Here is a 21,203-nt window from a genome sequence, read left to right on the forward strand (position 1 = left end):
ACCCGTGAAAGGCAAGCAAGTGACTGAGATCTTCTACGACGACGACGCCGACCTGTCGATCATCCAGGGCCGCCACGTCGCGGTTCTGGGTTACGGCAGCCAGGGCCACGCGCACGCCCTGAGCCTGCGCGACTCGGGGGTGGACGTCCGGGTCGGCCTGCCCGAGGGCTCGAAGAGCCGCGAGAAGGCCGAGGCCGACGGGCTGCGCGTGCTGTCTCCGGGCGAGGCCGTCGAAGAGGCCGACCTCACGATGATCCTCGCGCCGGACCACATCCAGCGGCACCTGTACGCCGAGCACGTCGCGCCGAACCTCGTCGAGGGCGACGCGCTGTTCTTCGGCCACGGCCTCAACATCCGCTACGGCCTGATCGAGGCCCCGGCGGGCGTCGACGTGGCCATGGTGGCGCCGAAGGGCCCGGGTCACCTGGTCCGCCGCCAGTACTCGGCCGGGCGCGGCGTGCCCTGCCTGGTCGCCGTCGAGCGCGACGCCACCGGCAACGCCTGGCCGCTCGTGCTGTCGTACGCCAAGGGCATCGGCGGCACCCGCGCCGGCGCGCTGAAGACGACCTTCACCGAGGAGACCGAGACCGACCTGTTCGGCGAGCAGGCCGTGCTGTGCGGCGGCGTCTCCGAGCTGATCAAGGCCGGGTTCGAGACGCTGATCGAGGCCGGCTACCAGCCGGAGGTCGCCTACTTCGAGTGCCTCCACGAGATGAAGCTGATCGTGGACCTCATGTACGAGGGTGGCATCTCCAAGATGTACTGGTCGGTGTCCGACACCGCCGAGTACGGCGGCTACACCCGCGGCCCGCGCGTGATCAACGAGGAGACCAAGAAGGAGATGCGCCGCATCCTGGACGAGATCCAGGACGGCCGCTTCGCCCGCGAGCTGGTCGAGGAGTTCGACTCCGGCCAGACCAACTTCAAGCGCTACCGCGAGGAGCTGGCGGGCCACCCCATCGAGCAGACCGGCGCAAAGCTCCGCCCGATGATGAGCTGGCTCAAGGGCGAGCAGGCCTGAGGCTCGCGAACGCTCGCGTGACCGCGGCGCCGCGCCCCGCCCGGAAGGGTGGGGAGCGGCGCCGCGTCGCGTTTCACGCCTCCCGCCGGCCGGCACTGGCCTCGCCGGTCGGCGCCGGGGCCGGGCGGGTCAGCAGCGGGCGGGCTTGAGCCAGGAGCATTCGAGGTCACCGGCCGAGGGCCGCCGGGACACCGGGCCGGCCTCCTGCGGTGTCGATTCCGGCGCCACGCCGCGCGCGTCCGCCGTCTCGTCCACCGTTTCGTTCGCCGTCTCGTCGACGGGGGCGTTCCTGGTGAACTGGGCCAGCCTCACGGCGATCCGGTCCTCGAGGTCGCGCGGCGGGCCGGACAGGTAGCCGTTGCTGATGACCGAGAAGACCAGCGGCTCGCCGTCCGCGCTGGTCACGTAGCCCGACAGCGCGGTCACGCCGGTCAGCGAGCCGGTCTTGGCGTGCACGTTCCCGGCCGCCGCCGTGCCGCCCATCCTGCTGCGCAGCGTCCCGCCGACCATGCGCTCCGCTTCTCCCGCGATCGGCAGGGCGGCGTACCAGGTGGGGAACCAGGGCTTGCCGCGCACCGCCGCGAGCAGGGCCGTGATCCCGGCGGGCGTCAGGGCGTCCACCCTCGACAGGCCCGAGCCGTCCCGCAGCCGCAGCGTCTTCACGCCGTTCGCCTGCGCGAACGCGGTCGTCACGGCGAGTCCGGCGGCCCACGTCCCCGCGCCGGAGACCTTGCGTCCCATCGCCTTGGTGAGGATCTCCGCGTGCATGTTGTTGCTCAGCTTCAGGAACGGCACGAGCAGCTCGCCGAGGGGCATCGACCGGCGTGCGGCGACCGTGACGGCCTTCGCCGGGGCGGTCCCGCGTACGGTCGGCCCGAGCACCTTCACGCCGTGCCGGGCCAGCCCCTCGCGGAACAGGGTGGCCGCGTAGAGCGTGGGGTCCCACACCGCGACCCACTCGTCGTACGGCTCGGCGACCGTGCCGCTGACCACGACGGTGTTGGTGCCGTGCTGCCGCTCGACGAGCACGTCCGTCTCGTCGCCGGTGACGGCCTTGTTCACGATCGTCACGTAGCCGGTGGCCGGGGTGGTGGACACCTTTGCGGCCTTGCCGGGGCCGCTTCCTGGCGCAACCGAGACGATCACCGAGCCCGCGTCGTAGTCGGTGTCGGGCGCCGCGGTCAGCGCCGAGATCTGCCCGGCGTAGTAGTACGGCTCGTCGTCCCAGGCCCAGTCGGTGCCGAGCCGTACGTCGTCGAACCAGGTGTCGTCGGCGAGCAGCCGTCCCGTGACGACCTTGACGCCGGCCGCCGCGACCTTGGCGGCGAGCGCGTCGTAGTCGGCGGCGAGCATGGTGGGGTCGCCCGTGCCCCGCAGCGTGAGGTCGCCGGCGACCGTACGGCCCGCCTTGGACGCGGCGAGCACGTCGGTCGTGAACCGGAAGTCCGTGCCGAGCGTGTCGAGAGCGGCGGCCGAGGTGAGCAGCTTGGTGTTGGAGGCGGGCGCGAACAGCTTGTCCGCGTCGAGGGAGTAGAGCTCCTCGCCGGTGGCGGCGGCACGTACGGCGACGCCCGCCCGCGCGGGGGCCAGCCGGGAGTCGGCGAGGATCTGGTCGAGGTCGCGGGTCAGGTCCGCGATGCCGGGGGCCGGACCCCGCGCCCCGGCGGGGACGCCGGAGCCCGCGATTCCGGTGGCCAGGACGGCACCGGCCAGCATGATCGTGATACGTCGTGACAACCGCACAGTCCGCTCCCGGGTGAGTGGCTTTCCGCGATCGTCGGTGAGCCGTGCCAGGGCGGCAATACGGAAATGTACGTATAGCGATCAGGCGGGCATCGAGACCAGGAACACGCAGTCGCCGAAGGCCACCTCGTCGCCGGCCCGCACGGACGCGGGGCCGACCAGGCGCCAGCCGTTCAGCCGGGTGCCGTTCATCGAGCCGAGGTCGACGAGCAGCCAGGAGTCGTGCTCCCGCCGCAGTTCGGCGTGCACCCGCGAGACGGTCAGGTCGGCGAGGACGAGGTCGCAGGAGGAGCCGCGGCCGACCAGGTAGCGGGCCCGGCCGTCGGTGGGCAGGGCGAGCCGGGGCAGCCGGGGACGCCGCCAGGCGGACTCGATCCGGCTGCTCAGCTCCGACACGGAGGCGACGGCGTCGGTGATCCTTCTGCGCCACCGCCCGCGGTGCGGGAGGTCGGAGATCAGCTCGTCCAACTCGTTGCGACTGCGAGCGCGGAGCGCGAGGTCCACCCGGCCGACGAAGGTCTCCATGGACAGGCGTCCTTCGGCGGCCCGGTCGCGGAGCTCGCTGAGCGCACGCTCGCGGTCCCCGTCCGAGGCGCGAACCGGGGGAGAGCTCATGAAAGGAGTATCCGTCGCAGTGGTCCGAGGTGTCCAGAAGACTGCCGTATTCCCCGTCGATCCCGGGGTGGGAGCGGGGGCGCCGGGCGTGGCGTCCCCGCTCCCTGCGCCGTGGGCGCGTCTCTACTGCCGGCCGAAGTCCTGGGTCCAGTACGGGCCGCCCGCGGCGACGTACCCGACCCCGATGTCGGTGTAGTTGCAGTTGAGGATGTTCTGCCGGTGCCCGGGGCTGTTCATCCAGCCCTGGACCACGGCCTGGGCCGTGCCGTAGCCCTTGGCGATGTTCTCCGCCGCGGCCCGCCAGGTGTAGCCGGCGGCCGTGATGCGGTCGGCGAAGGAGCGGCCGTCCTTCGAGGTGTGGTCGAAGTAGTTCTTCGCGGACATGTCGGCCGAGTGGGCGTACGCGGCGGCGCGCAGGCGCGCGTCGTGCTTCAGCGGGCCGCAGCCCGCCTTCGCCCGCTCGACGTTGGTGAGGCGCACCACCTCGTTCTCGATGGCGGTGCCCACGGCCGAGCCGCTCGTCGGAGAGGCGCTGGGCGCGGCAGGGGCGCTCGCGGAGGGGCTCATGGCGGGGGCGGTGCTGGGGACGGCGGAGGGGGCGCCGCTGGGACGTGGGGCGGAGGTCGCGGTGGGAACCGGGGTGGGGATGTCGCAGTCGAGGCGCACCGGCTTCGAGCGCGACACGTGGCCGCGATAGTCGGTGACGACGCTGTAGTACGCGCCGTCCACGCAGGTCAGCGCGACGGTGACGCGCGCGTTCCTGACCACCTTGGAGCCGCTCTTGATCACGCGGTCGGGGCCCGGCCTGCTCTTCACGATCCGGACCCGGAAACGGGCGTTGTCGACGCAACCGGCCCGCGAGCCCGCCGCGCGGATCTTGCCGTCCACGCTGACATACGGCTTCGCGGCGGCGACCCGGCAGCCCGCGTGCCAGGCCTCGGCCTGAGCGGGTGCCGCCGTCATGCCGGCGGCCGCGACGCTCCCGAGGCACAGGACCGCTCCGAGCGCTCTGTTCACGATCATTCCTCCAGTGGGGGTTAGACGCTGGGGAAGTCGTCATTATGGTGCGCCAGAGACCGACATGTGGTGATAAATCGGTCCAAGCCGGAAAGTATCTACCTTCTCTTAAACTTCCTTTAGGCCACACACTGCCTTGAATGTCCGATAATCCGCAGGTCAGTGGCGTGATCGGCGCGGGGACCGGCTTGAGGTGCGCTTAAGGTCGTCCGTGGCCTCCCGCGCCGCCCGTTCCAGCCGCTCGCGGCGGCTCCGGGATCGCCACGCCCGCCCGCATGCCGCCTGATGGGTCACCGGGCTGAGGATCCGCGCGATCCCCTCAGTCCTCGGCGCGGAGCACTTCCCCGGGTTCGGGCCGCCCGCCGTCCTGCCCGTCGCTTCCGGAGGCGCGGGCCGCTGAGGGCGCGCTCCCGCCGGTGACGGCGGCGAGGCGGTCGGCGGTCAGGTCGTACTTGAGGGTCATCAGCACGCCCGCGAACGTGATCAGGGCGGGCACCACGGTCACGCCGATCACCACGGCGACGTGGGCGCTGCCCGGCTGGGTCACCGGATGCTCGGGGTCGGAGGAGATGAATCCCCCCACGCTCAGCACCCATCCGTACGCGGTCGCCCCGAGCGCCGTCACCGCGTTCTCCACCGCGGTCCACAGGCCGGTGAAGACCCCGCCCCTGCGCTCGCCGCTGACCGCGCCGTCGTGCGCGATGACGTCGGCGAGCATGGAGAACTGCAGCAGTTGCAGACCCGCGTAGCCGATGCCCACGATCATCACGCACAGGTGCGCGTACAGCTCGCCGAGCGCGGGCGTCCCGAGGATCAGCAGCGCCCCGGACGTGAACAGCGCGCCGGAAAGGATCATCGCGCCGCGCTTGTCGAGCTTGCGGGCCAGCCACACCCACAGCGGCATCGTGACCAGCATCGGCCCCACGAGCGCCGCGAAGAGCGTGGTGGTGGCGGAGGTGTCGTCGAGCGCGTAGGCGGCGAAGTAGGGCGCCCCGGCGAGCATCACGCCGGCCCCGAGCGTCTGCGCGGAGCTGAGCCCGAGGAGCCACAGGAACTGCTTGCTCGTGCGGGCGGCGGCGAGCTGCTCGCGGAGCGTCCCCTCGGACTTCTGCGGGGCCGTGAACGGCGCGCGGGCGGTGCCGAAGAACGAGGCCAGCATCGCGGTGAGCAGGATCACGCCGAAGACGAGGCCCATGGTGCGATAGCCGCCGGCCGTCTCGCCGGCGATCGCCGGGGCGAGGATGCCGCTCATCGCGATCCCGACCGCGATGAGGACCATGCGCCACTGCAGCAGCGAGGTCCGCTCGTGATAGTCGGTCGTCATCTCCGCCGGCATGGCCTTGTACGGCACCTCGTACAGCGCGTATCCGGTGGTGGCCAGCAGGAACGTGAGGCCGACGTAGGCGGCGGCGGGCACGCCGGTGAGCGGCGGCCCGGCGAACACCAGCGCGAACGACACCGGCAGCACCGCGGCCCCGGCGAGCAGCCACGGGCGGCGTGGTCCCCAGCGCGAGACCGTGCGGTCCGACCACCGGCCGACCATCGTGTTGGCGATCAGGTCCCAGGCCTTGGGCACGAAGAGCACGACGCCCGCGAGCGCGGCGGGGACCGCGAGCACGTTGGTCATGTAGAAGAGCAGCAGCAGCCCGGGGATCGTGGAGAAGTTGGCCGTGCAGAACGAGCCGACGGCGTACCCGAGGCGAACCCCGAGGGAGACCTTCGACGGGGACGGCGTCGCCGTGGAAACCATGGCGCCATTCAAGCCGAGCAAGCGTCCGTTAGGAAGGACTGATCGGCAACGGTTCGGCGGCTGCCCGGTGTCCTGCCGATCTCCGCCGGGGCGGCCCCGGCGGAGATCGGTGACGGGCCTGCGGGCTCAGTCGCGTACGTCGGGGAAGACGACGTGCGCGCCGATCTCGATCAGGCGGCGTTCGGTGTGGGCGTCGGCGACCCGGGCCATGAGCACCGGCGCCTCGCTGGCCGCCAGTTGCGGCAGCCGGCTGCGCACCCGCCGGTGCAGCTCCTTCACGATGTCGTCGGCGCCCGAGATGTGCACCTTGACGTGCAGCATGATCCCCCACAGCCCGGCGGCCGTACGCGCCTCGGAGATCCAGACGTGGTGGACGTAGGGATACTCCGGGAGCAGCTCCGCGACCGCCACCCGCAGCGCCGGCAGGATCGGATGGCGCGTCCGGCGATAGCCGGGGTCCACGACCTGCATCGCCCCCGACAGGTGCTGGCGGGGAGCGGGGACCCACTGCGACGGGAGCGCGGAGGCCGCCTCCGGCACAGGGGCGGGCATGGGAGGAACGGGTGTGGGCGGCGGTGGAGCCTGCCGCGCCGCCTGCGCACGGGTCACGGTCGCCATCGCGCCCGTGGCGTAGGCAGTGGGGGCGGCCGAGCCCAGGGCCGACAGCGCCGGAGCGGGACCGGTGCGGGTCTGCTCCAGATAGCGGCGCAGGTCGTCGATCGGCACGGCGGCGGCAGCGGGGCCGGCCGCGTCGATCACGATCTCGCGCACGCCCGTGACGCGCTGGATGTCGAGGATGGTGTCGGCGTCGCACGCCGACAGGGAGTGGCTGCCACGGTGCCGGGCGTAGGTCGCCGGTCCCGTGTAGCCGAGCAGAACGCGTTCGCCGTTCTGCGTAGTGCCGAGCACCACGGAGCGGTCGGGGCGGACCGCCACCAGGATGCCCCACTCCGCGAGAGCCGCCAGGAGTTGCCGGGGGCTGCCATGCCGCGCGAGAACGTCGCCCAGGGAGGGGTTCCCGATGCTCATAGCCTGAACGATAGGGACTGGACCATGGCGAATCAGGCTAATCCCCAAGATTAGGTGCGATCAATACCGAGATGGGTGGCAGTCTGGATGGATCAGGCGAAGCCGGGGTACATCCATCGGTCGGGCTCGTACGTGAGCGAGTCTCACGAATCCCCCGGGGCCCCATCGGAACCTCCCGGCGGCCGGGCCCCGGAGCCGAGCGGACCGCGATTCCGAGACCAGGTCGTCGTGCCGTCGCGACACCGCCGAGACCTTGCGCGTCTCGTATGCCGGGCGCTCGTGAGAGCTTTCACAAGGCCCGGATAGACTCACGTCGTTCGCGCTGTCGCACTTCACGAAGGACTCAACCCAGTGAACAAGCCCGTCGTACTTGTCGCAGAAGAGCTCTCAGAAGCGGGCCTCGCCGTGCTCGGCGCGGATTTCGAGGTCCGGCACACCGACGGCGCCGACCGGTCGCAGCTTCTGCCCGCCCTCGCCGACGTGGACGCCCTGATCGTACGCAGCGCCACCCAGGTCGACGCGGAGGCCATCGCGGCGGCGCCCAAGCTGCGCGTCGTCGCCCGTGCCGGCGTAGGCCTGGACAACGTCGACGTCGAGGCGGCGACCAAGGCCGGCGTCATGGTCGTGAACGCCCCGACCTCCAACATCACCAGCGCCGCCGAGCACACGGTCGCGCTGATCCTCGCCAGCGCCCGCAACGTCGCCCAGTCGCACTCCGCGCTCAAGGGCGGCGAGTGGAAGCGCTCGAAGTACACCGGCGTCGAGCTCGACGAGAAGGTCATCGGCATCCTCGGCCTCGGCAAGATCGGCCAGCTCGTCGCGCAGCGCCTGCAGCCGTTCGGCGTCGAGCTCATCGCGTACGACCCCTACCTGCAGCCGGCCCGCGCCGCCGCGATGGGCGTGCGGCTGGCGTCGCTGGAGGAGGTGCTCCAGCAGGCCGACTTCATCACGGTCCACCTGCCCAAGTCGAAGGAGACCATCGGCCTCATCGGCGACCGCGAGCTGCACATGGTCAAGCCGACCGTCCGGCTGATCAACGTCGCCCGTGGCGGGATCATCGACGAGAACGCCCTCTACGCCGCCCTGAAGGAGGGCCGCGTCGCGGGCGCGGGCATCGACGTGTTCGCCAAGGAGCCCTGCACCGACAGCCCGCTGTTCGAGTTCGACCAGGTCGTGGTGACCCCGCACCTCGGCGCCTCCACCCACGAGGCCCAGGAGAAGGCCGGCACGCAGGTCGCCCGCAGCGTCAAGCTGGCGCTCGCCGGCGAGTTCGTGCCCGACGCGGTGAACGTCCAGGGCGGCGCGGTCGCCGAGGACGTCAAGCCGGGCCTGCCGCTCACCGAGAAGCTCGGCCGCATCTTCACCGCGCTCGCGGGCGAGGTGGCCACCCGCCTCGACGTCGAGGTCCGCGGCGAGATCGCCGCGCAGGACGTCCGGGTCCTGGAGCTGGCCGCGCTCAAGGGCGTCTTCACCGACGTCGTCGAGGACGCGGTGACCTACGTCAACGCGCCGCTGCTGGCCAAGGACCGCGGCGTCGTGGTCGAGCTGGTCACCAGCTCGGAGAGCCCCGACTGGCGCAACGTCATCACCGTGCGCGGCGTGCTCGCGGACGGCCGCACGGTCTCGGTGTCCGGCACCCTGTCGGGCCCCCGGCAGCTCACCAAGATCGTCGAGGTCAACGGCTTCGCGATGGAGATCGAGCCGACCGAGCACCTGGCGTTCTTCACCTACGCCGACCGTCCCGGCATCGTCGGCATCGTCGGCCGCCTGCTCGGCGAGCAGAACGTGAACATCGCCTCCATGCAGGTCTCCCGGGACGTGAAGGGCGGCAAGGCGCTCATCGCGCTGACGGTCGACACCGCGATCCCGTCCGACGTCGTCGAGCAGATCGCCGGGGAGATCGGCGCCGACAGCGGCCGCACGGTCGACCTGGAGGACTGACACTCCGGCATCGCCTCCTCGAACGGCCCGGCGCCTCGTGCGCCGGGCCGTTCGTTTTTTCCGCCCGTTATCCCGTTTCGTGGACTGCGTCTCATCAGGTGAGATACTAGGTCGTCCTACGAGATTGTGGGGTACTCTTGCGATGACGAGGCGCCCCGCGCTTCCACCTGCCGCGACGGGGCCTGATCAGGGCAGGCCGGCCCGTCGCGGAGCACCGCGCAGCCGGCCTTCGGCTCGCCCGTGACGCGTGACCCGCGTTCCATCGGCGGCCGGCACGCCGGACCCGCGACAGCCGGGTCCCGCTCTCCGCATTTCTCCGTCGAAGAGAGAATCGCCATGTACGAGATGTATCCCTGGGGTCGTTCCGAGGACGCCGAGGACGAGGCGGCGGCGGCGCTGCAGATCGCGCTCGACCGTCGCGACAACGGGGGCGTACCGCAGCGCTGACCTGGCCGGAAATCGGCGGGAGGGGAGGGCGCCTACGGCCTGGGCAAGGGCGTCTCCCACTTCGTCCTCGTGTCCGTCGGGACGGGCGCCGGCGCGGGTGTGATGATCGACGTCCACGCTCGGGCCGGACGCCGTGATCCTCGGGGCGCCGGCGGTCGGGCTGTCCACGGCGCGCGACCTCGTTTTCGAACGTGCCGTCGCGGCGGGACCCGCCTGACGCGCGGCTATACCCGGCTATGGACCGAATGGTGAGATCGTGTTTCGATCCCCGAGACAACCGGTAAGGTACACGCATGGAGTCGAGCAACATCCGCCTGGCAGTGATCCCCGGTGACGGTATCGGCACCGAGGTGGTCGCCGAAGGCCTCAAGGTCCTCAACGCCGCGGGCGTCAAGTCCGAGACCACCGAGTATGACCTCGGCGCCAGGCGCTATCACGCGGCCGGGCAGACCCTTCCCGACGAGGTGCTCGACGAGCTGCGCGGCTACGACGCGATCCTGCTCGGCGCCGTCGGCGACCCGAGCGTGCCGCCCGGCGTCCTGGAGCGCGACCTGCTGCTGCGCCTGCGCTTCGAGCTCGACCACTACGTGAACCTCCGCCCGGTCAAGCTGTTCCCCGGCGTGACGACCCCGCTCGGACAGGCCCGCCCCGAGGACATCGACATGGTCGTCGTCCGCGAGGGCACCGAGGGGCCGTACGCCGGCGCCGGTGGCGCGATGCGCCGCGGCACGCCGCACGAGATCGCCACGCAGGAGTCCCTGAACACGGCCTACGGCGTCGAGCGCGTCGTGCGCTACGCCTTCGAGAAGGCCATGACCCGGCCGCGCCGCAAGCTGACGCTGGTCCACAAGACCAACGTGCTGACCTACGCGGGCGACCTGTGGGCGCGCACCGTCGACCGGCTCAGCCTGGAGTTTCCCGAGGTCGAGACCGACTACTGCCACGTCGACGCGGCCTCCATGTTCTTCATCACCCAGCCGCAGCGGTTCGACGTGATCGTCACCGACAACCTGTTCGGCGACATCCTGACCGACATCGGCGCGGCGGTCGCCGGCGGCATCGGCCTGGCGGCCAGCGGCAACGTCAACCCGGCCCGCACCGCGCCGTCCATGTTCGAGCCCGTCCACGGCAGCGCGCCCGACATCGCGGGCCAGGGCAAGGCCGACCCGACCGCCACGATCCTGTCGGTCGCCATGCTCCTCGACCACCTCGGCCACGCCGAGGCGGGGGCCCGCGTCGAGCAGGCCGTGGCCGACGACCTGATCGAACGCCAGAGCGCGTGGACGGCACGCTCCACCCGCGAGATCGGCGACGACATCGCCGCCCGAGTAGCCGGCTGATTCCGGCCGCTCATCCCGACATCACGCGCATGGCGGCCCGGTATGGGCCGCCATGCGCTTTTTCATACCTGTGAAATGCCCTAGTTTTCCCTTAGCCGACTCGTCGCACAATTACTACGACGACGTAGAGAGAAGGACCCCGCATGACCACCCACCTCAGGTTCGACGTGCAGCTCAATCCGCAGGCCCGCAGTGCGGCCGAGCGCGAGCAGGTGCTGACGAGCCCCGGCTTCGGTCAGGTCTTCACCGACCACATGATCTCCATCGACTGGACCGAGGGGGAGGGCTGGCACGACGCGAAGCTCCAGCCGTACGGTCCGCTCATGCTGGACCCGGCCACGTCGGTGTTCCACTACGCCCAGGAGCTGTTCGAGGGGCTCAAGGCCTACCGGCAGCCGAACGGCTCGATCGTCGCCTTCCGGCCGTACGCGAACGCGGCGCGGTTCAACCGGTCGGCGCTGCGGATGGCGATGCCGGAGCTTCCCGAGGAGACGTTCGTCGAGTCGCTCGAACTCCTCGTGCAGACCGACCGCGACTGGGTGCCGACCACCGAGGGTCACAGCCTCTACCTGCGTCCCTTCATGATCTCAACGCAGCCCGCCCTCGGGGTGAACCACCCCTCGCGGACCTACAAGTACATGGTGATCGCCTCGCCCGCCGCGTCGTACTTCACCGGTGGCCTCAAGCCGGTGTCGGTCTGGCTGTCCACGGAGTACACCCGTGCGGCGCCCGGCGGCACCGGGTTCGCCAAGTGCGGCGGCAACTACGCGGCGGCGTTCGTGGCCCAGCGGCAGGCCGTCGAGGAGGGCTGCGACCAGGTCGTCTGGCTCGACGCCTTCGAGCACCGGTGGGTCGAGGAGATGGGCGGGATGAACCTGTTCTTCGTCTTCGGCGACCGCCTCGTCACCCCCGCGCTCACCGGGACGCTGCTGCCCGGCATCACCCGTGACTCGATCCTCAGCCTGGCCGGCGAGCTGGGATACAAGGCGGAGGAGGGCAAGATCTCCATCGAGGAGTGGCAGGCGGGCTGCGAGTCCGGCGAGCTCACCGAGGTCTTCGCCTGCGGCACCGCCGCCGTCGTCACCCCCGTCGGCTCCGTCAAGGGCGTCGACCGGAGCTGGACCGTCGGCGACGGCACCCCCGGGCCGGTCACGATGAAGATCCGCGAGGAGCTCGTGGGCATCCAGTACGGCAGCCGTCCCGACACCCACCACTGGATCCACAAGATCTGCTGACGGCCGTCGCACCGGCCCACCTGTCCCCGGGCAGGGCTGGAGGGGCGGCTTGAGGGGCGGCTTGAGGGGCAGGGTTCAAGGGGCAGGGGCTAAAGGGCAGGGTTCAAGGGCAGGGTTCACGCGGTCGTTCAGCCGATGGCGCCCGGGCAGGCCCTGCCCACCGCCAGGACGGACAGCGACACCAGCCCGTGGAGCAGGCCCCCGCCGCTCACACCGGCCCTCGCGTCGATGCTGATCAAGGGCCGCGAGGCCGGGCACGGCGCCGGCGCGGCCACGACGCGCGGAGCGGCGGACGGCGCGGTGGACGGCGTGGGCGTCACGGTCACCGTGACGGTGACCGTGGGCACCGGAGTGGGCCTGGCACTGGGCGCCGGGCTCGCGGTCGGGCCGGTGACGGTCACGTGCTGGGTGATGTTGCAGACCCGGGCGCGCCGGCACAGCGCGTTCTGCACGTTCGAGGAGCCGCCCGCGGTGTTGGCGGACGTGTGCTGGTAGCCGCGATTGCGCGTGTCGCCGGACACCGACAGCCTGTCCCCGGGCCGGTCCTGCGGGTCCTTCCCCTGGGCTGAGGTGACGTTGCGCACCGCGCGATCGCCACGGCCGTGCCCGTTGTCGGCGGCGGCCCCGAGCGGGACGACGCCGGCGATGAACGCGGTCGAAGCCGATGTTCCGGCGAGAAGGAGACCGGCGATCCTGCCGGTGAGAAACGCCCTGCTGCCGCGCCGACAAGTCATTCGCCGCCCCCTGTTCGGATCAGACGCCTGGTCGCATCAGGCGCCGGGTGATAAAGACGAGCCCCGGGCAAAGCGATCCGCCATTGCGAATCGCTTCGCGAGCGTACTCATCGAGGGGGCGGCGATCATGCGTCCCGCGCCTCTATGGCGCGTTATTACCCGGTCATTGCCCTACGTCCATCGAGATCCCGGGTTCAGTTCTTCCTGATGAGCGTGAGCCCGTCGGCGACGGTCAGGAGCACGCTCGTCACCCGGGAGTCGCGGGCGACGAGGTCGTTGAACTCCCGCATCACGGGCACGGTGCCGTCGGCGGCGGGATCGGTGATGTCGCCGTGCTGGAGCGTGTTGTCCACGGCGATCAGGCCGCCGGGCCTCAGCCGGGGCAGGATCTCCTCGTAGTAGACCGGGTAGCCCGCCTTGTCGGCGTCGATGAAGGCGAAGTCGATGCTCTCGCCCGCCGGCATGGCCCGCAGCGTGTCCGCGGCCGGGCCGAGGCGCAGCTCGATGCGGTCGTCGAGACCCGCCTTCTGCCAATAGCGGCGGGCCACCGCCGTCCACTCCTCGCTCACGTCGCAGGCGATCAGGCGCCCATCCGCGGGCAGGCCCCTGGCGATGCAGATCGACGAGTAGCCGGTGAAGGTCCCCACCTCCACGGCGCTGCGGGCGCCGCTGAGCCGGACCAGCATGGTCAGCAGGGTGCCCTGCTCCGGCGCGATCTGCATGGAGATCCGGTCGCCCACCAGCCGGTGGGTCTCCTCGGCCAGGTCGGCGAGCAGGTCGTCGGGCGGGCTCGTGTGCGCCGCGGCATACTCGGCGACGGCAGGGGTGATGAACTTGGCGGCCTTCATGGCATCACACTAGATCGTCGAGCCCGCTGACCTGCGCGAACACCCTCGGATATCTCGTACTATGAGATCGATGTGCCAGAGGGTGACCGGCTGTGGCAAACTGCTCAGCACCATGTTCTACGGTCTGCTCATTATCGGCAGGCGCGCCGGCTAAAAGGACACCGCCGGCGCGCAGACCTCTCACGTCCGTGAGGGGTCTTTTTGTTTGGCCCCAAGCGGATCCACAGGCCGATGAGCGCGCGGCGAGACGCAACCCCGCGAAGGAGACACAGAGATGGCCGACGATCGTTTCCATGTGTACGACACGACGCTCCGCGACGGCGCCCAGCAGGAGGGGCTGAACCTCACGGTCGCCGACAAGCTGGCCATCGCACGTCACCTGGACGGCCTCGGCGTCGGCTTCATCGAGGGCGGCTGGCCGGGCGCGAACCCCAAGGACACCGAGTTCTTCCGGCGGGCTCAGACCGAGCTCGACCTGAAGCACGCGCAGCTCGCCGCGTTCGGCGCGACCCGCCGGGCGGGCGTGAAGGCCGCCGACGACCCACTGGTGGCCGCGCTGCGCGAATCCGGCGCGCCGATCGTGACGCTCGTGGCCAAGAGCCACGACCGTCACGTGGAACTGGCCCTCCGCACGACGCTGGAGGAGAACCTCGCGATGATCCGCGACACGGTCTCCCACCTGACCGCGGAGGGCCAGCGCGTCTTCCTCGACGCCGAGCACTTCTTCGACGGCTACCGCTCCAACCCGGCGTACGCCCTGGAGGTGCTGCGCACGGCCGCGGAGGCCGGGGCGTCGGTGGTCGCGCTGTGCGACACCAACGGCGGCATGCTGCCCGACGAGCTGGCCGACGTGGTGCACGAGGCGGCCGGCACCGGGGCCCGCATCGGCATCCACTGCCACGACGACACCGGCTGCGCGGTCGCCAACACGCTGGCCGCGGTCACGGCCGGCGCCACGCACGTGCAGGGCTGCGCCAACGGCTACGGCGAGCGCTCCGGCAACGCCAATCTGTTCACGGTGGTGGCGAACCTCCAGCTCAAGCGGGGATTCGACCTCGTGCCGCCGCAGTCGCTGCGCGAGATGACCCGCATCGCCCACGCGATCACCGAGGTCACCAACGTCACCCCGAACTCCCACCAGCCGTACGTCGGGACGTCGGCCTTCGCGCACAAGGCGGGCCTGCACGCGTCGGCGATCAAGGTGGACCCGAACCTCTACCAGCACATCGACCCCGCCGAGGTCGGCAACGACATGCGCATGCTGGTCTCCGACATGGCCGGCCGCGCCTCGGTCGAGCTGAAGGGCCGCGAGCTGGGCTACGAGCTCACCGGCGAGCAGTCGAGGCAGCTGGTCGAGCGGGTCAAGGACCTGGAGGCCAGGGGGCACACGTTCGAGGCGGCCGACGCGTCGTTCGAGCTGCTGCTGCGCGACACGGTCGACGGCGAGCTCCGGCGCTACTTCACCGTCGAGTCGTGGCGGGTGATCGTCGAGCGCCGTCCCGGCGGCGACGTGGTCAGCGAGGCGACCGTCAAGCTCCACGCGAAGGGCGAGCGGATCATCGCGACCGGCGAGGGGAACGGCCCGGTCAACGCGCTCGACAAGGCGGTGCGCCTGGCGCTGGAGAAGCTCTACCCCGAGCTGGCCGCGGTCGAGCTGATCGACTTCAAGGTCCGCATCCTGGAGGGCACGCACGGCACGGACGCGGTGACCCGCGTGCTGATCACGTCGAGCGACGCGACCGGCGAGTGGGCCACGGTCGGGGTGGGCGAGAACATCATCGAGGCATCCTGGCAGGCGCTCGAGCAGGCGGTCACGTACGGCCTGCTGCGGGCCGGGCACAGCGCCTGAGCAGCGTCCGAGCGGCGTCTGACCACGGCCTGAACAGGGCCTGAGCAGGGCCTGAGCAGCGCCGGGCCCTGCTCGGAGGGACGTTGTGAGTGATGCTCACGATGTGCTCGCGAATGTTGTGGTTTTAGTGACATTTAGTCTAGTTGGTGCTTAGATAGGCGAAGCTCCTGGGGCGGTCTTCGCCACGATCGGCGATCCGGCCACGGTTCCAGCCTCAGCGCCCCGCTCTGGCTCAACGGAGGGTGAAGGCAAGAAGTAGCTGCGCACCGAACCCCGTGCTGTCGCGGTGCCTGCCGCCAGGCTTCTGATCGTTGTTTCGGAGGCGGCCGGTGCCGTGGGAGCCGAGCGACCGTCTGTCACCATGACCAGCCACGTGACTGCGCGAAGTCCGAAAATTTTCGGCCCGTAGTCATCCCCCTCGCTGGTGCACCCGGAATGGGAGGGTCTGTGATCACCTCGCCGTCTTACTATGACCAGATCGGCGGCGCACCTGTGGTGCGCGAGGTCGTCGAGCGTTTCTACGATCGCGTGCTCGGAGACGACGATCTGAAGCCGTACTTCACCGGCATCGACATGCCCAGACTGAAGCGGCACATGGTCATGCTGCTGTGCTCCGTCCTCGGCGGGCCCGAGCCGTACGAGGGCCGTGACCTGGGCGAGGCCCACGCCGGCATGGGCATCACGTCGGAGCACTACGACAAGGTGGGCGAGCACCTGGTGGCGGTGCTGCAGGGCGGCGGCGTCGGCGAGGACATCCTGCGCGACGTCGGCCTCGTCCTCGGCAAGGTGAAGTCGTCCATCGTCGCCGACCCCGCGGAAACGGCCGACTGAGTGGATACGCAGGCTCTCAAGGACAGCTGGCACCTTGTTTCCCGATCGGGCGACCAGGTGCCGCTGTACTTCTACTCGGTTCTTTTCCTGATGAACCCGGACGTACGGGACATGTTCCCGGTGTCGATGGCGCGTCAGCGTGACAAGCTCGTAGGCGCACTGGGCCGCGTCGTCAGCAACGTCGACCAGGTGGAGGACGTCGTCCCGTTCCTGCAGCAGCTCGGCCGCGACCACCGGAAGTTCGGGGTGACCGCCACCCACTACCCGGCCGTCGGCCAGGCGCTGCTCGCCACGCTGGAGCACTTCCTGGGCGACCGGTGGACGCCCACGCTGGCGCACGACTGGACGCAGGCGTACAACCTCGTCGCCCAGGTGATGGTCGACGCCGCGAACGACTCGTCGAAGGTCTCCCCGCCCTGGTGGGAGGCGGAGATCATCAGCCACGAGATGCGCACCCTCGGCATCGCCGTCATCCGCGCGCGGCTGAACTACCAGTACCCCTTCCGCCCGGGCCAGTCGGCGTCGATCTCCTACGCCATGCGGCCCCGGGTGTGGCGCTTCTACTCCTTCGCCAACGCGCCCCGCCAGGACAACACCATCGACCTGCACGTGCGCATGGTCGACGGCGGCGTGCTCAGCTCCGCGCTCGTCATGGGCGCGCGGCGGGGCGAGGTGCTGCGCGTGGGCGCGGCGGTGGGCGAACGGCTGACGCTCCCCGCGGACGTCCAGGGCGACCTGCTGATGATCGCGGGCGGCACCGGCCTCGCCCCGCTCAAGGCGCTCGTGGAGCAGATCGCCTACGAGGGCCCGACGCGCAGGGTGGACCTCGTGATCGGCGCCCGGAACTCCAGGGAACTGTACGACTACGAGGCGATGGCCAAGATGGCCGCCGAGCACCCCTGGCTCAACGTCGTGCCGGTCGTCTCCCACGACCCCATTTATCGGGGCACCCGCGGCTACGCCGTGGACGTCGCGCTGCAGGGATGGCGTGGACAGCACGTCTACGTCTGCGGCTCGGAGGAGATGGCGCAGGCCACCGTCGGGCGGCTGCTGGACGCCGGCGTGCCGACCGAGCAGATCCACTTCGACGAGTTCACGAGCGACAAGGGTCGGGAGTCATGACGGCAGAGACGCCTTGGGGCAGCCCGGCGGGGGAGCGCCAGCCGCTCACCCCGGATCGGGTTCGCAAGCAGGATTTCACGCGCACCTCGCTCGGGCGCCGCGGCTACAGCGAGGACGAGGTGCGCGCGTTCCTCTACCGCGTGGCGGAGGACATGGCGGCCAGCGACAAGGAGAAGGCCGACCTGCGGGCGTACATCGACCGCATGAAGCAGTGGTACAAGGAACACGGCATGAACCCCGAGCAGGCCGCCGCGTCCCAGACCCCGAACGTCGACGCCATCAACATCCTGTCCCGCGCCCAGCAGACCGCCGACGCGCAGATCGCGGAGGCGGAGGACTACGCGCGGCGCATCGTGAGCCAGGCCCGCCGGCAGTACGAGGAACTCCTGATGGAGGCGCAGCGGCAGGCCGAGGAGGCCGCCAACCAGGCGGTCGGCGCCTACCGCGCGTCGGGCAACGGGCTGCAGAGCGCCGAGGCCGAGGAACTGGAGCGCCGGATCGCCTACCTGCGTACGTTCGCCGACGTCACCCAGGTGCAGTTGCGGGCGGTCCTGGAGGGGCTGGCGCACGAGGTCGACAAGCTCGGCCACGTGCCCGAGCAGGCCAAGCAACTGGCGGCCGGCCCTCTGGCGGGCGGCTCCCCGTCACCCTCGGTGTACGGATAACCGCCCGCCGCCCTCCTGTCGGGGGAGGAGGTTTACGACAGCGTGCCGGAAGAGCTCGCGTGCAGCGTGACCGAACCGGCCGGGGTGTGAACGATCAGAGTGCGTCCTGAGCAGCTGACCTCCGGCCGGTCGGTTCCGGGCACCACCACGGTCAGCAGCGACGTGGCCACGGGCGAGACGATCACCGGAGCCGGTTCCTTGCGCATGTAGGCCGGCGAGACCCAGCCCTGGTAGGGCGAGGTCTGCCCGTGCACCACCCGCTGGCCGCCGACGGGCTTGCACGACGGCATCGCGAGCTGGACGATCGACGCCTTCCAGCCGCCGTCGCCCACCACGACCCGCCCGCCCGAGCTGGACACGACCTTCAGCTTGGGATCGAGGTGCCACAGGTTTTGGAGCCTGCCGCCGCCGCTGTCGAGCACCGCCATGACGTCCTCGCCGTGGTTCACCAGCACCGACCGCTTGCGCGGCACGCCGTACGCCTTGTCGGTGAACGTGAACGCCTGCCGGTCCTTGCGCACGGACTTGGACACCAGGGCCGTGGGGGTGTGCCCGCGGAACTTCCTGCCCACGAGGATCGGCACGTTGTGCGCCTCCGGGCTCATCGTCCACCGTCGGTAGGGCGTGTTCTCGTACGAGACGAAGCCCGCCTCGGTGAGGATCGAGCGGCCCTGGGCGTAGTAGGTGACGCCCATGTGGTCCTCGTGGCCGTGGAACTTCAGCGCCGGCCCGAACCGGATCGAGTAGTAGGCCGACTTGGGGTCGTCCCACGCCGTACGGCCGAACACGTAGCCGGCGTTGAAGACCTGCACGGTGGACTCGGCGTGCTCGAAGGCGGTCGGCTGGACGTCGGCGGGACCGTCGCCGATCGGCACCATGTAGCCGTTGGGCTGGGTGGCGGCGCTGATGTGCCGCGGCAGGCTCTCCCAGCGGGTGGCCAGCGCCGCGGGCACCTTCATCCTGCAGTCCTTGATCGTGTCGACCGCCACCCTGAGCCGGTCGTGCACGTAAATGGCGTAACGCGGCGCCTGCTCGCGCAGCGCGCCCTGCCCGTCGATGTCGAGCTTCATCGACTTCACCATGCGGCTCACGGCGAGGTTCTTCCACGTCGCGTTGCCGTAGCGGCAGCCGATGCGCAGCAGGCCGATGTCCTGGTCGAGCCCGTGGTTGTGGCCGAGCTCGTAGTTCTTGGGGTCCGACAGCAGCTTCGCGTGCAGGGCCAGGCTCTTCGTCAGCCAGCCGGCCTTCACATACCTGCTCAGGCACACCAGGGCCGGGGCGCGCAGCGCGATCGGGTGCTCGGCCCAGGCGTACGGGCTGGTGGTGCGCCCGCCGTACGGGTTGTCCTCGACCCAGTCCTTGGCGATCTCCTCGGCCCGGCTGAGGTAGTCCTCCTCGCCGGTGGTCTCGTAGTCGGCAACGAGCCGGCCCATCCACCGCAACGACTGGAACACCATCTGCCAGGACCTGTTCTTGTACGGGTCCGTGCGCCAGTTGACGTCCTTGCCGACGGTGACCGCGGGCAGGCCGAGGAAGGACAGCTTGCCGCTCATGACGTCGCCGGAGGTGGGGGTCGCGGGCAGCCAGTCCCCCTGGCACTCCGGGGTGCGGTGCGGCGCCCGCGCCTGGGCGGGTGCGGCCATCGTGAGCGCGGTCAGCGGGAGGACGGCCACCAGAGAGAGGGCTGAGAGGCGGCGGAACACGCCGGATTCCTTCCGAGATCGAATAGGGAGCCGCTCATGCTGTCCGAATTCTGGCGATCTGGTCAAGTCACTCTGATTACAAGTGCACAACTGCTCACAGAAGCCACTCCGGGCCGGGCTGGCCGGAAACGTACGGGAAGTGGCCGTGCGGCTGCTCGCGGCCGGTCTTCGCGCTCTGCCAGTCTGGGGCCATGCCGGCACCGTTCCCAGAGACGTTCCCAGACGCGTTCCCCGAGACGCCCGCCGCCGCGGCGGCGCTCGCCGTCGCCACCCGCTTCTGCCCGCCCGCGCTGCTCAACCACTCGATCAGGGCCTACCTGTGGGGCGCCGGCTACGCCCGGGCGCACGGGATCGAATTCGACGACGAGCTCTACTACGTGTCCTCCCTGCTCCACGACATCGGGCTCACCGAGACCTTCGACAGCCACACGGTGCCGTTCGAGGAGGCGGGGGGACGTCTCGCCTGGGTCTTCGGCACGGCTGCCGGGTGGTCGCAGGAGAGGGCCGCGCGGGCCGAGGAGATCGTCGTCGTGCACATGCGCGACGCGGTCGCCGCGTCCGACGACCCGGAGTCGCACCTGCTGCAGGTGGCCACGTCGTGGGACGTGTCCGGACAGCGGCCCGAGGAGTTCCCTGACGACGCCCGGGCCGCCGTGCTCGCGCGGCATCCCCGGCTCGGGTTCGGCGCGGAGTTCCTCGCCGCCTTCGAGGAGCAGTCGCGTCGCAAGCCGGGCTGCGCGGCGGACCGCTCGGTCACGGGAGGCATCGCCGCCCGGATCGCCGCCAACCCGCTCGACGCCTGAACGCCCTCGTCCGTACGACGAGGTGGCCGGCGGGGCGTCCGGACGTCAGGACGTGGCTGGTGGGGCGTCCGGACACCGACGAGCCCGGCTCAGCCGTCCTGCTTGGGACCGGTGCTCTCCACGACCTCGAACGTCCACAGCTCCGAGCCGGTCGCGGCCGGGCCCTGCCCGTGACCATGCCCGTGTCCCTGAGCCTGGCCCTGAGCCTGTGCCTGGGCCTGGCCGTGTCCGTGGCCCTGCGTGCCGGCCTCGGCGGCGGCCTGCGCGTGTCCCGCCTGGAACGCCCGGCTCTCCTGCCAGCGCCGGAAGTCCTCCTCGCTGCGCCAGCGCGTGTAGACGAGGTAACGGTCGCTGCCCTCCACCGGCCGCAGCAGCTCGAACCACTCGAACCCGTCGGCCGACTCCACCATCCCGGCCCGGTTGGCGAACCGCTTCTCCAGCTCGCGCCGCATCTCCTCGGGCACCGTCAGCACATTGATCTTCACGACCGAAGGCACATCGACTCCCTGT

The 21,203-nt window shown here is 70.6% G+C and carries 18 protein-coding genes and 1 pseudogene; 10 read left to right on the forward strand and 9 right to left on the reverse strand.

What is annotated here, in order from left to right:
• The first annotated feature begins 28 nt into the window (after positions 1 to 28).
• Entirely contained in the window at positions 29 to 1,021 is a 993-nt protein-coding gene (gene ilvC, locus FLX08_RS14180; RefSeq protein WP_142619326.1) for a ketol-acid reductoisomerase, read from the forward strand.
• Positions 1,022 to 1,150: 129 nt separating this feature from the next.
• On the opposite strand, the gene dacB is transcribed toward ilvC, so the two are convergent.
• The 5 genes from dacB to FLX08_RS14205 all read right to left on the reverse strand — a co-directional run bounded on the left by dacB (position 1,151) and on the right by FLX08_RS14205 (position 7,175).
• Positions 1,151 to 2,764 carry a D-alanyl-D-alanine carboxypeptidase/D-alanyl-D-alanine endopeptidase gene (gene dacB / locus FLX08_RS14185; RefSeq protein ID WP_208761440.1) on the reverse strand — a complete coding sequence of 538 codons (1,614 nt, stop codon included), beginning with the start codon at positions 2,762 to 2,764 and terminating at the stop codon, positions 1,151 to 1,153.
• A gap of 81 nt (positions 2,765 to 2,845) precedes the next feature.
• Positions 2,846 to 3,379 (reverse strand): DUF1707 and FHA domain-containing protein, encoded by a 534-nt coding sequence (locus FLX08_RS14190; protein WP_142619297.1) that lies wholly within the window; start codon positions 3,377 to 3,379, stop codon positions 2,846 to 2,848.
• 123 nt (positions 3,380 to 3,502) lie between these two features.
• Positions 3,503 to 4,396, reverse strand: coding sequence for a CAP domain-containing protein (locus FLX08_RS42070; RefSeq protein WP_244312629.1), 894 nt, complete (start codon positions 4,394 to 4,396; stop codon positions 3,503 to 3,505).
• A 319-nt stretch (positions 4,397 to 4,715) separates the two neighbouring features.
• On the reverse strand, positions 4,716 to 6,146 hold the full coding sequence (locus FLX08_RS14200) for an MFS transporter (RefSeq protein WP_142619298.1): 1,431 nt from the start codon (positions 6,144 to 6,146) through the stop codon (positions 4,716 to 4,718).
• Positions 6,147 to 6,272: 126 nt separating this feature from the next.
• Positions 6,273 to 7,175, reverse strand: coding sequence for a hypothetical protein (locus FLX08_RS14205; RefSeq protein ID WP_142619299.1), 903 nt, complete (start codon positions 7,173 to 7,175; stop codon positions 6,273 to 6,275).
• A 351-nt stretch (positions 7,176 to 7,526) separates the two neighbouring features.
• On the opposite strand from FLX08_RS14205, the gene serA reads away from it, so the two are divergent.
• The 4 genes and pseudogenes from serA to FLX08_RS14225 all read left to right on the forward strand — a co-directional run bounded on the left by serA (position 7,527) and on the right by FLX08_RS14225 (position 12,138).
• Positions 7,527 to 9,116 carry a phosphoglycerate dehydrogenase gene (gene serA / locus FLX08_RS14210; protein ID WP_142619300.1) on the forward strand — a complete coding sequence of 530 codons (1,590 nt, stop codon included), beginning with the start codon at positions 7,527 to 7,529 and terminating at the stop codon, positions 9,114 to 9,116.
• Between the two features lie 474 nt (positions 9,117 to 9,590).
• A pseudogene (locus tag FLX08_RS43385) lies at positions 9,591 to 9,815 on the forward strand (hypothetical protein); the annotation flags it as partial.
• 41 nt (positions 9,816 to 9,856) lie between these two features.
• A complete protein-coding gene (locus FLX08_RS14220) occupies positions 9,857 to 10,903 on the forward strand; it encodes a 3-isopropylmalate dehydrogenase (protein ID WP_142619301.1) in 1,047 nt (348 codons plus the stop codon).
• A 143-nt stretch (positions 10,904 to 11,046) separates the two neighbouring features.
• Entirely contained in the window at positions 11,047 to 12,138 is a 1,092-nt protein-coding gene (locus FLX08_RS14225) for a branched-chain amino acid aminotransferase (protein ID WP_142619302.1), read from the forward strand.
• Positions 12,139 to 12,266: 128 nt separating this feature from the next.
• On the opposite strand, the gene FLX08_RS14230 is transcribed toward FLX08_RS14225, so the two are convergent.
• Entirely contained in the window at positions 12,267 to 12,872 is a 606-nt protein-coding gene (locus tag FLX08_RS14230; protein ID WP_142619303.1) for a hypothetical protein, read from the reverse strand.
• A 194-nt stretch (positions 12,873 to 13,066) separates the two neighbouring features.
• Positions 13,067 to 13,720 (reverse strand): O-methyltransferase, encoded by a 654-nt coding sequence (locus FLX08_RS14235; RefSeq protein WP_142619304.1) that lies wholly within the window; start codon positions 13,718 to 13,720, stop codon positions 13,067 to 13,069.
• A gap of 274 nt (positions 13,721 to 13,994) precedes the next feature.
• Here FLX08_RS14235 and cimA point away from each other — a divergent pair, with 274 nt between their 5' ends.
• From cimA to FLX08_RS14255, 4 genes are all read left to right on the forward strand, one after another.
• Entirely contained in the window at positions 13,995 to 15,569 is a 1,575-nt protein-coding gene (cimA, locus tag FLX08_RS14240) for a citramalate synthase (protein ID WP_142619305.1), read from the forward strand.
• A 447-nt stretch (positions 15,570 to 16,016) separates the two neighbouring features.
• Positions 16,017 to 16,400: a group I truncated hemoglobin gene (locus tag FLX08_RS14245; RefSeq protein ID WP_208761441.1), complete on the forward strand. Its 384-nt coding sequence runs from the start codon at positions 16,017 to 16,019 to the stop codon at positions 16,398 to 16,400.
• Entirely contained in the window at positions 16,401 to 17,522 is a 1,122-nt protein-coding gene (locus FLX08_RS14250) for a globin domain-containing protein (RefSeq protein WP_208761442.1), read from the forward strand.
• Entirely contained in the window at positions 17,519 to 18,187 is a 669-nt protein-coding gene (locus FLX08_RS14255) for a DivIVA domain-containing protein (protein ID WP_167530410.1), read from the forward strand. The genes FLX08_RS14250 and FLX08_RS14255 overlap by 4 nt, the downstream gene beginning before the upstream one ends.
• Positions 18,188 to 18,219: 32 nt before the next feature.
• Here FLX08_RS14255 and FLX08_RS14260 read toward each other — a convergent pair whose 3' ends face one another.
• A complete protein-coding gene (locus FLX08_RS14260) occupies positions 18,220 to 19,890 on the reverse strand; it encodes a heparinase II/III family protein (protein ID WP_142619308.1) in 1,671 nt (556 codons plus the stop codon).
• A 191-nt stretch (positions 19,891 to 20,081) separates the two neighbouring features.
• Here FLX08_RS14260 and FLX08_RS14265 point away from each other — a divergent pair, with 191 nt between their 5' ends.
• Complete coding sequence (locus tag FLX08_RS14265; protein ID WP_142619309.1) at positions 20,082 to 20,693, forward strand: HD domain-containing protein; 612 nt, start codon at positions 20,082 to 20,084, stop codon at positions 20,691 to 20,693.
• An 89-nt stretch (positions 20,694 to 20,782) separates the two neighbouring features.
• On the opposite strand, the gene FLX08_RS14270 is transcribed toward FLX08_RS14265, so the two are convergent.
• A complete protein-coding gene (locus FLX08_RS14270; RefSeq protein ID WP_280117102.1) occupies positions 20,783 to 21,190 on the reverse strand; it encodes an antibiotic biosynthesis monooxygenase family protein in 408 nt (135 codons plus the stop codon).
• Positions 21,191 to 21,203: the final 13 nt, after the last annotated feature.

The organism is Microbispora hainanensis, from assembly GCF_006874475.1.
Classification (GTDB): Bacteria; Actinomycetota; Actinomycetes; order Streptosporangiales; family Streptosporangiaceae; genus Microbispora; species Microbispora hainanensis.

What these genes read in the sequence shown, in the direction of transcription:
- cimA (WP_142619305.1), top strand. Translation starts at nt 13,995, where the DNA reads ATGGCCGACGATCGTTTCCATGTGTACGACACGACGCTCCGCGACGGC.
- FLX08_RS14255 (WP_167530410.1), top strand. Translation starts at nt 17,519, where the DNA reads ATGACGGCAGAGACGCCTTGGGGCAGCCCGGCGGGGGAGCGCCAGCCG.
- FLX08_RS14205 (WP_142619299.1), bottom strand. Translation starts at nt 7,175, where the DNA reads ATGAGCATCGGGAACCCCTCCCTGGGCGACGTTCTCGCGCGGCATGGC.
- FLX08_RS14265 (WP_142619309.1), top strand. Translation starts at nt 20,082, where the DNA reads ATGCCGGCACCGTTCCCAGAGACGTTCCCAGACGCGTTCCCCGAGACG.
- FLX08_RS14230 (WP_142619303.1), bottom strand. Translation starts at nt 12,872, where the DNA reads ATGACTTGTCGGCGCGGCAGCAGGGCGTTTCTCACCGGCAGGATCGCC.
- FLX08_RS14235 (WP_142619304.1), bottom strand. Translation starts at nt 13,720, where the DNA reads ATGAAGGCCGCCAAGTTCATCACCCCTGCCGTCGCCGAGTATGCCGCG.
- FLX08_RS14220 (WP_142619301.1), top strand. Translation starts at nt 9,857, where the DNA reads ATGGAGTCGAGCAACATCCGCCTGGCAGTGATCCCCGGTGACGGTATC.
- FLX08_RS14225 (WP_142619302.1), top strand. Translation starts at nt 11,047, where the DNA reads ATGACCACCCACCTCAGGTTCGACGTGCAGCTCAATCCGCAGGCCCGC.
- FLX08_RS14200 (WP_142619298.1), bottom strand. Translation starts at nt 6,146, where the DNA reads ATGGTTTCCACGGCGACGCCGTCCCCGTCGAAGGTCTCCCTCGGGGTT.
- FLX08_RS14190 (WP_142619297.1), bottom strand. Translation starts at nt 3,379, where the DNA reads ATGAGCTCTCCCCCGGTTCGCGCCTCGGACGGGGACCGCGAGCGTGCG.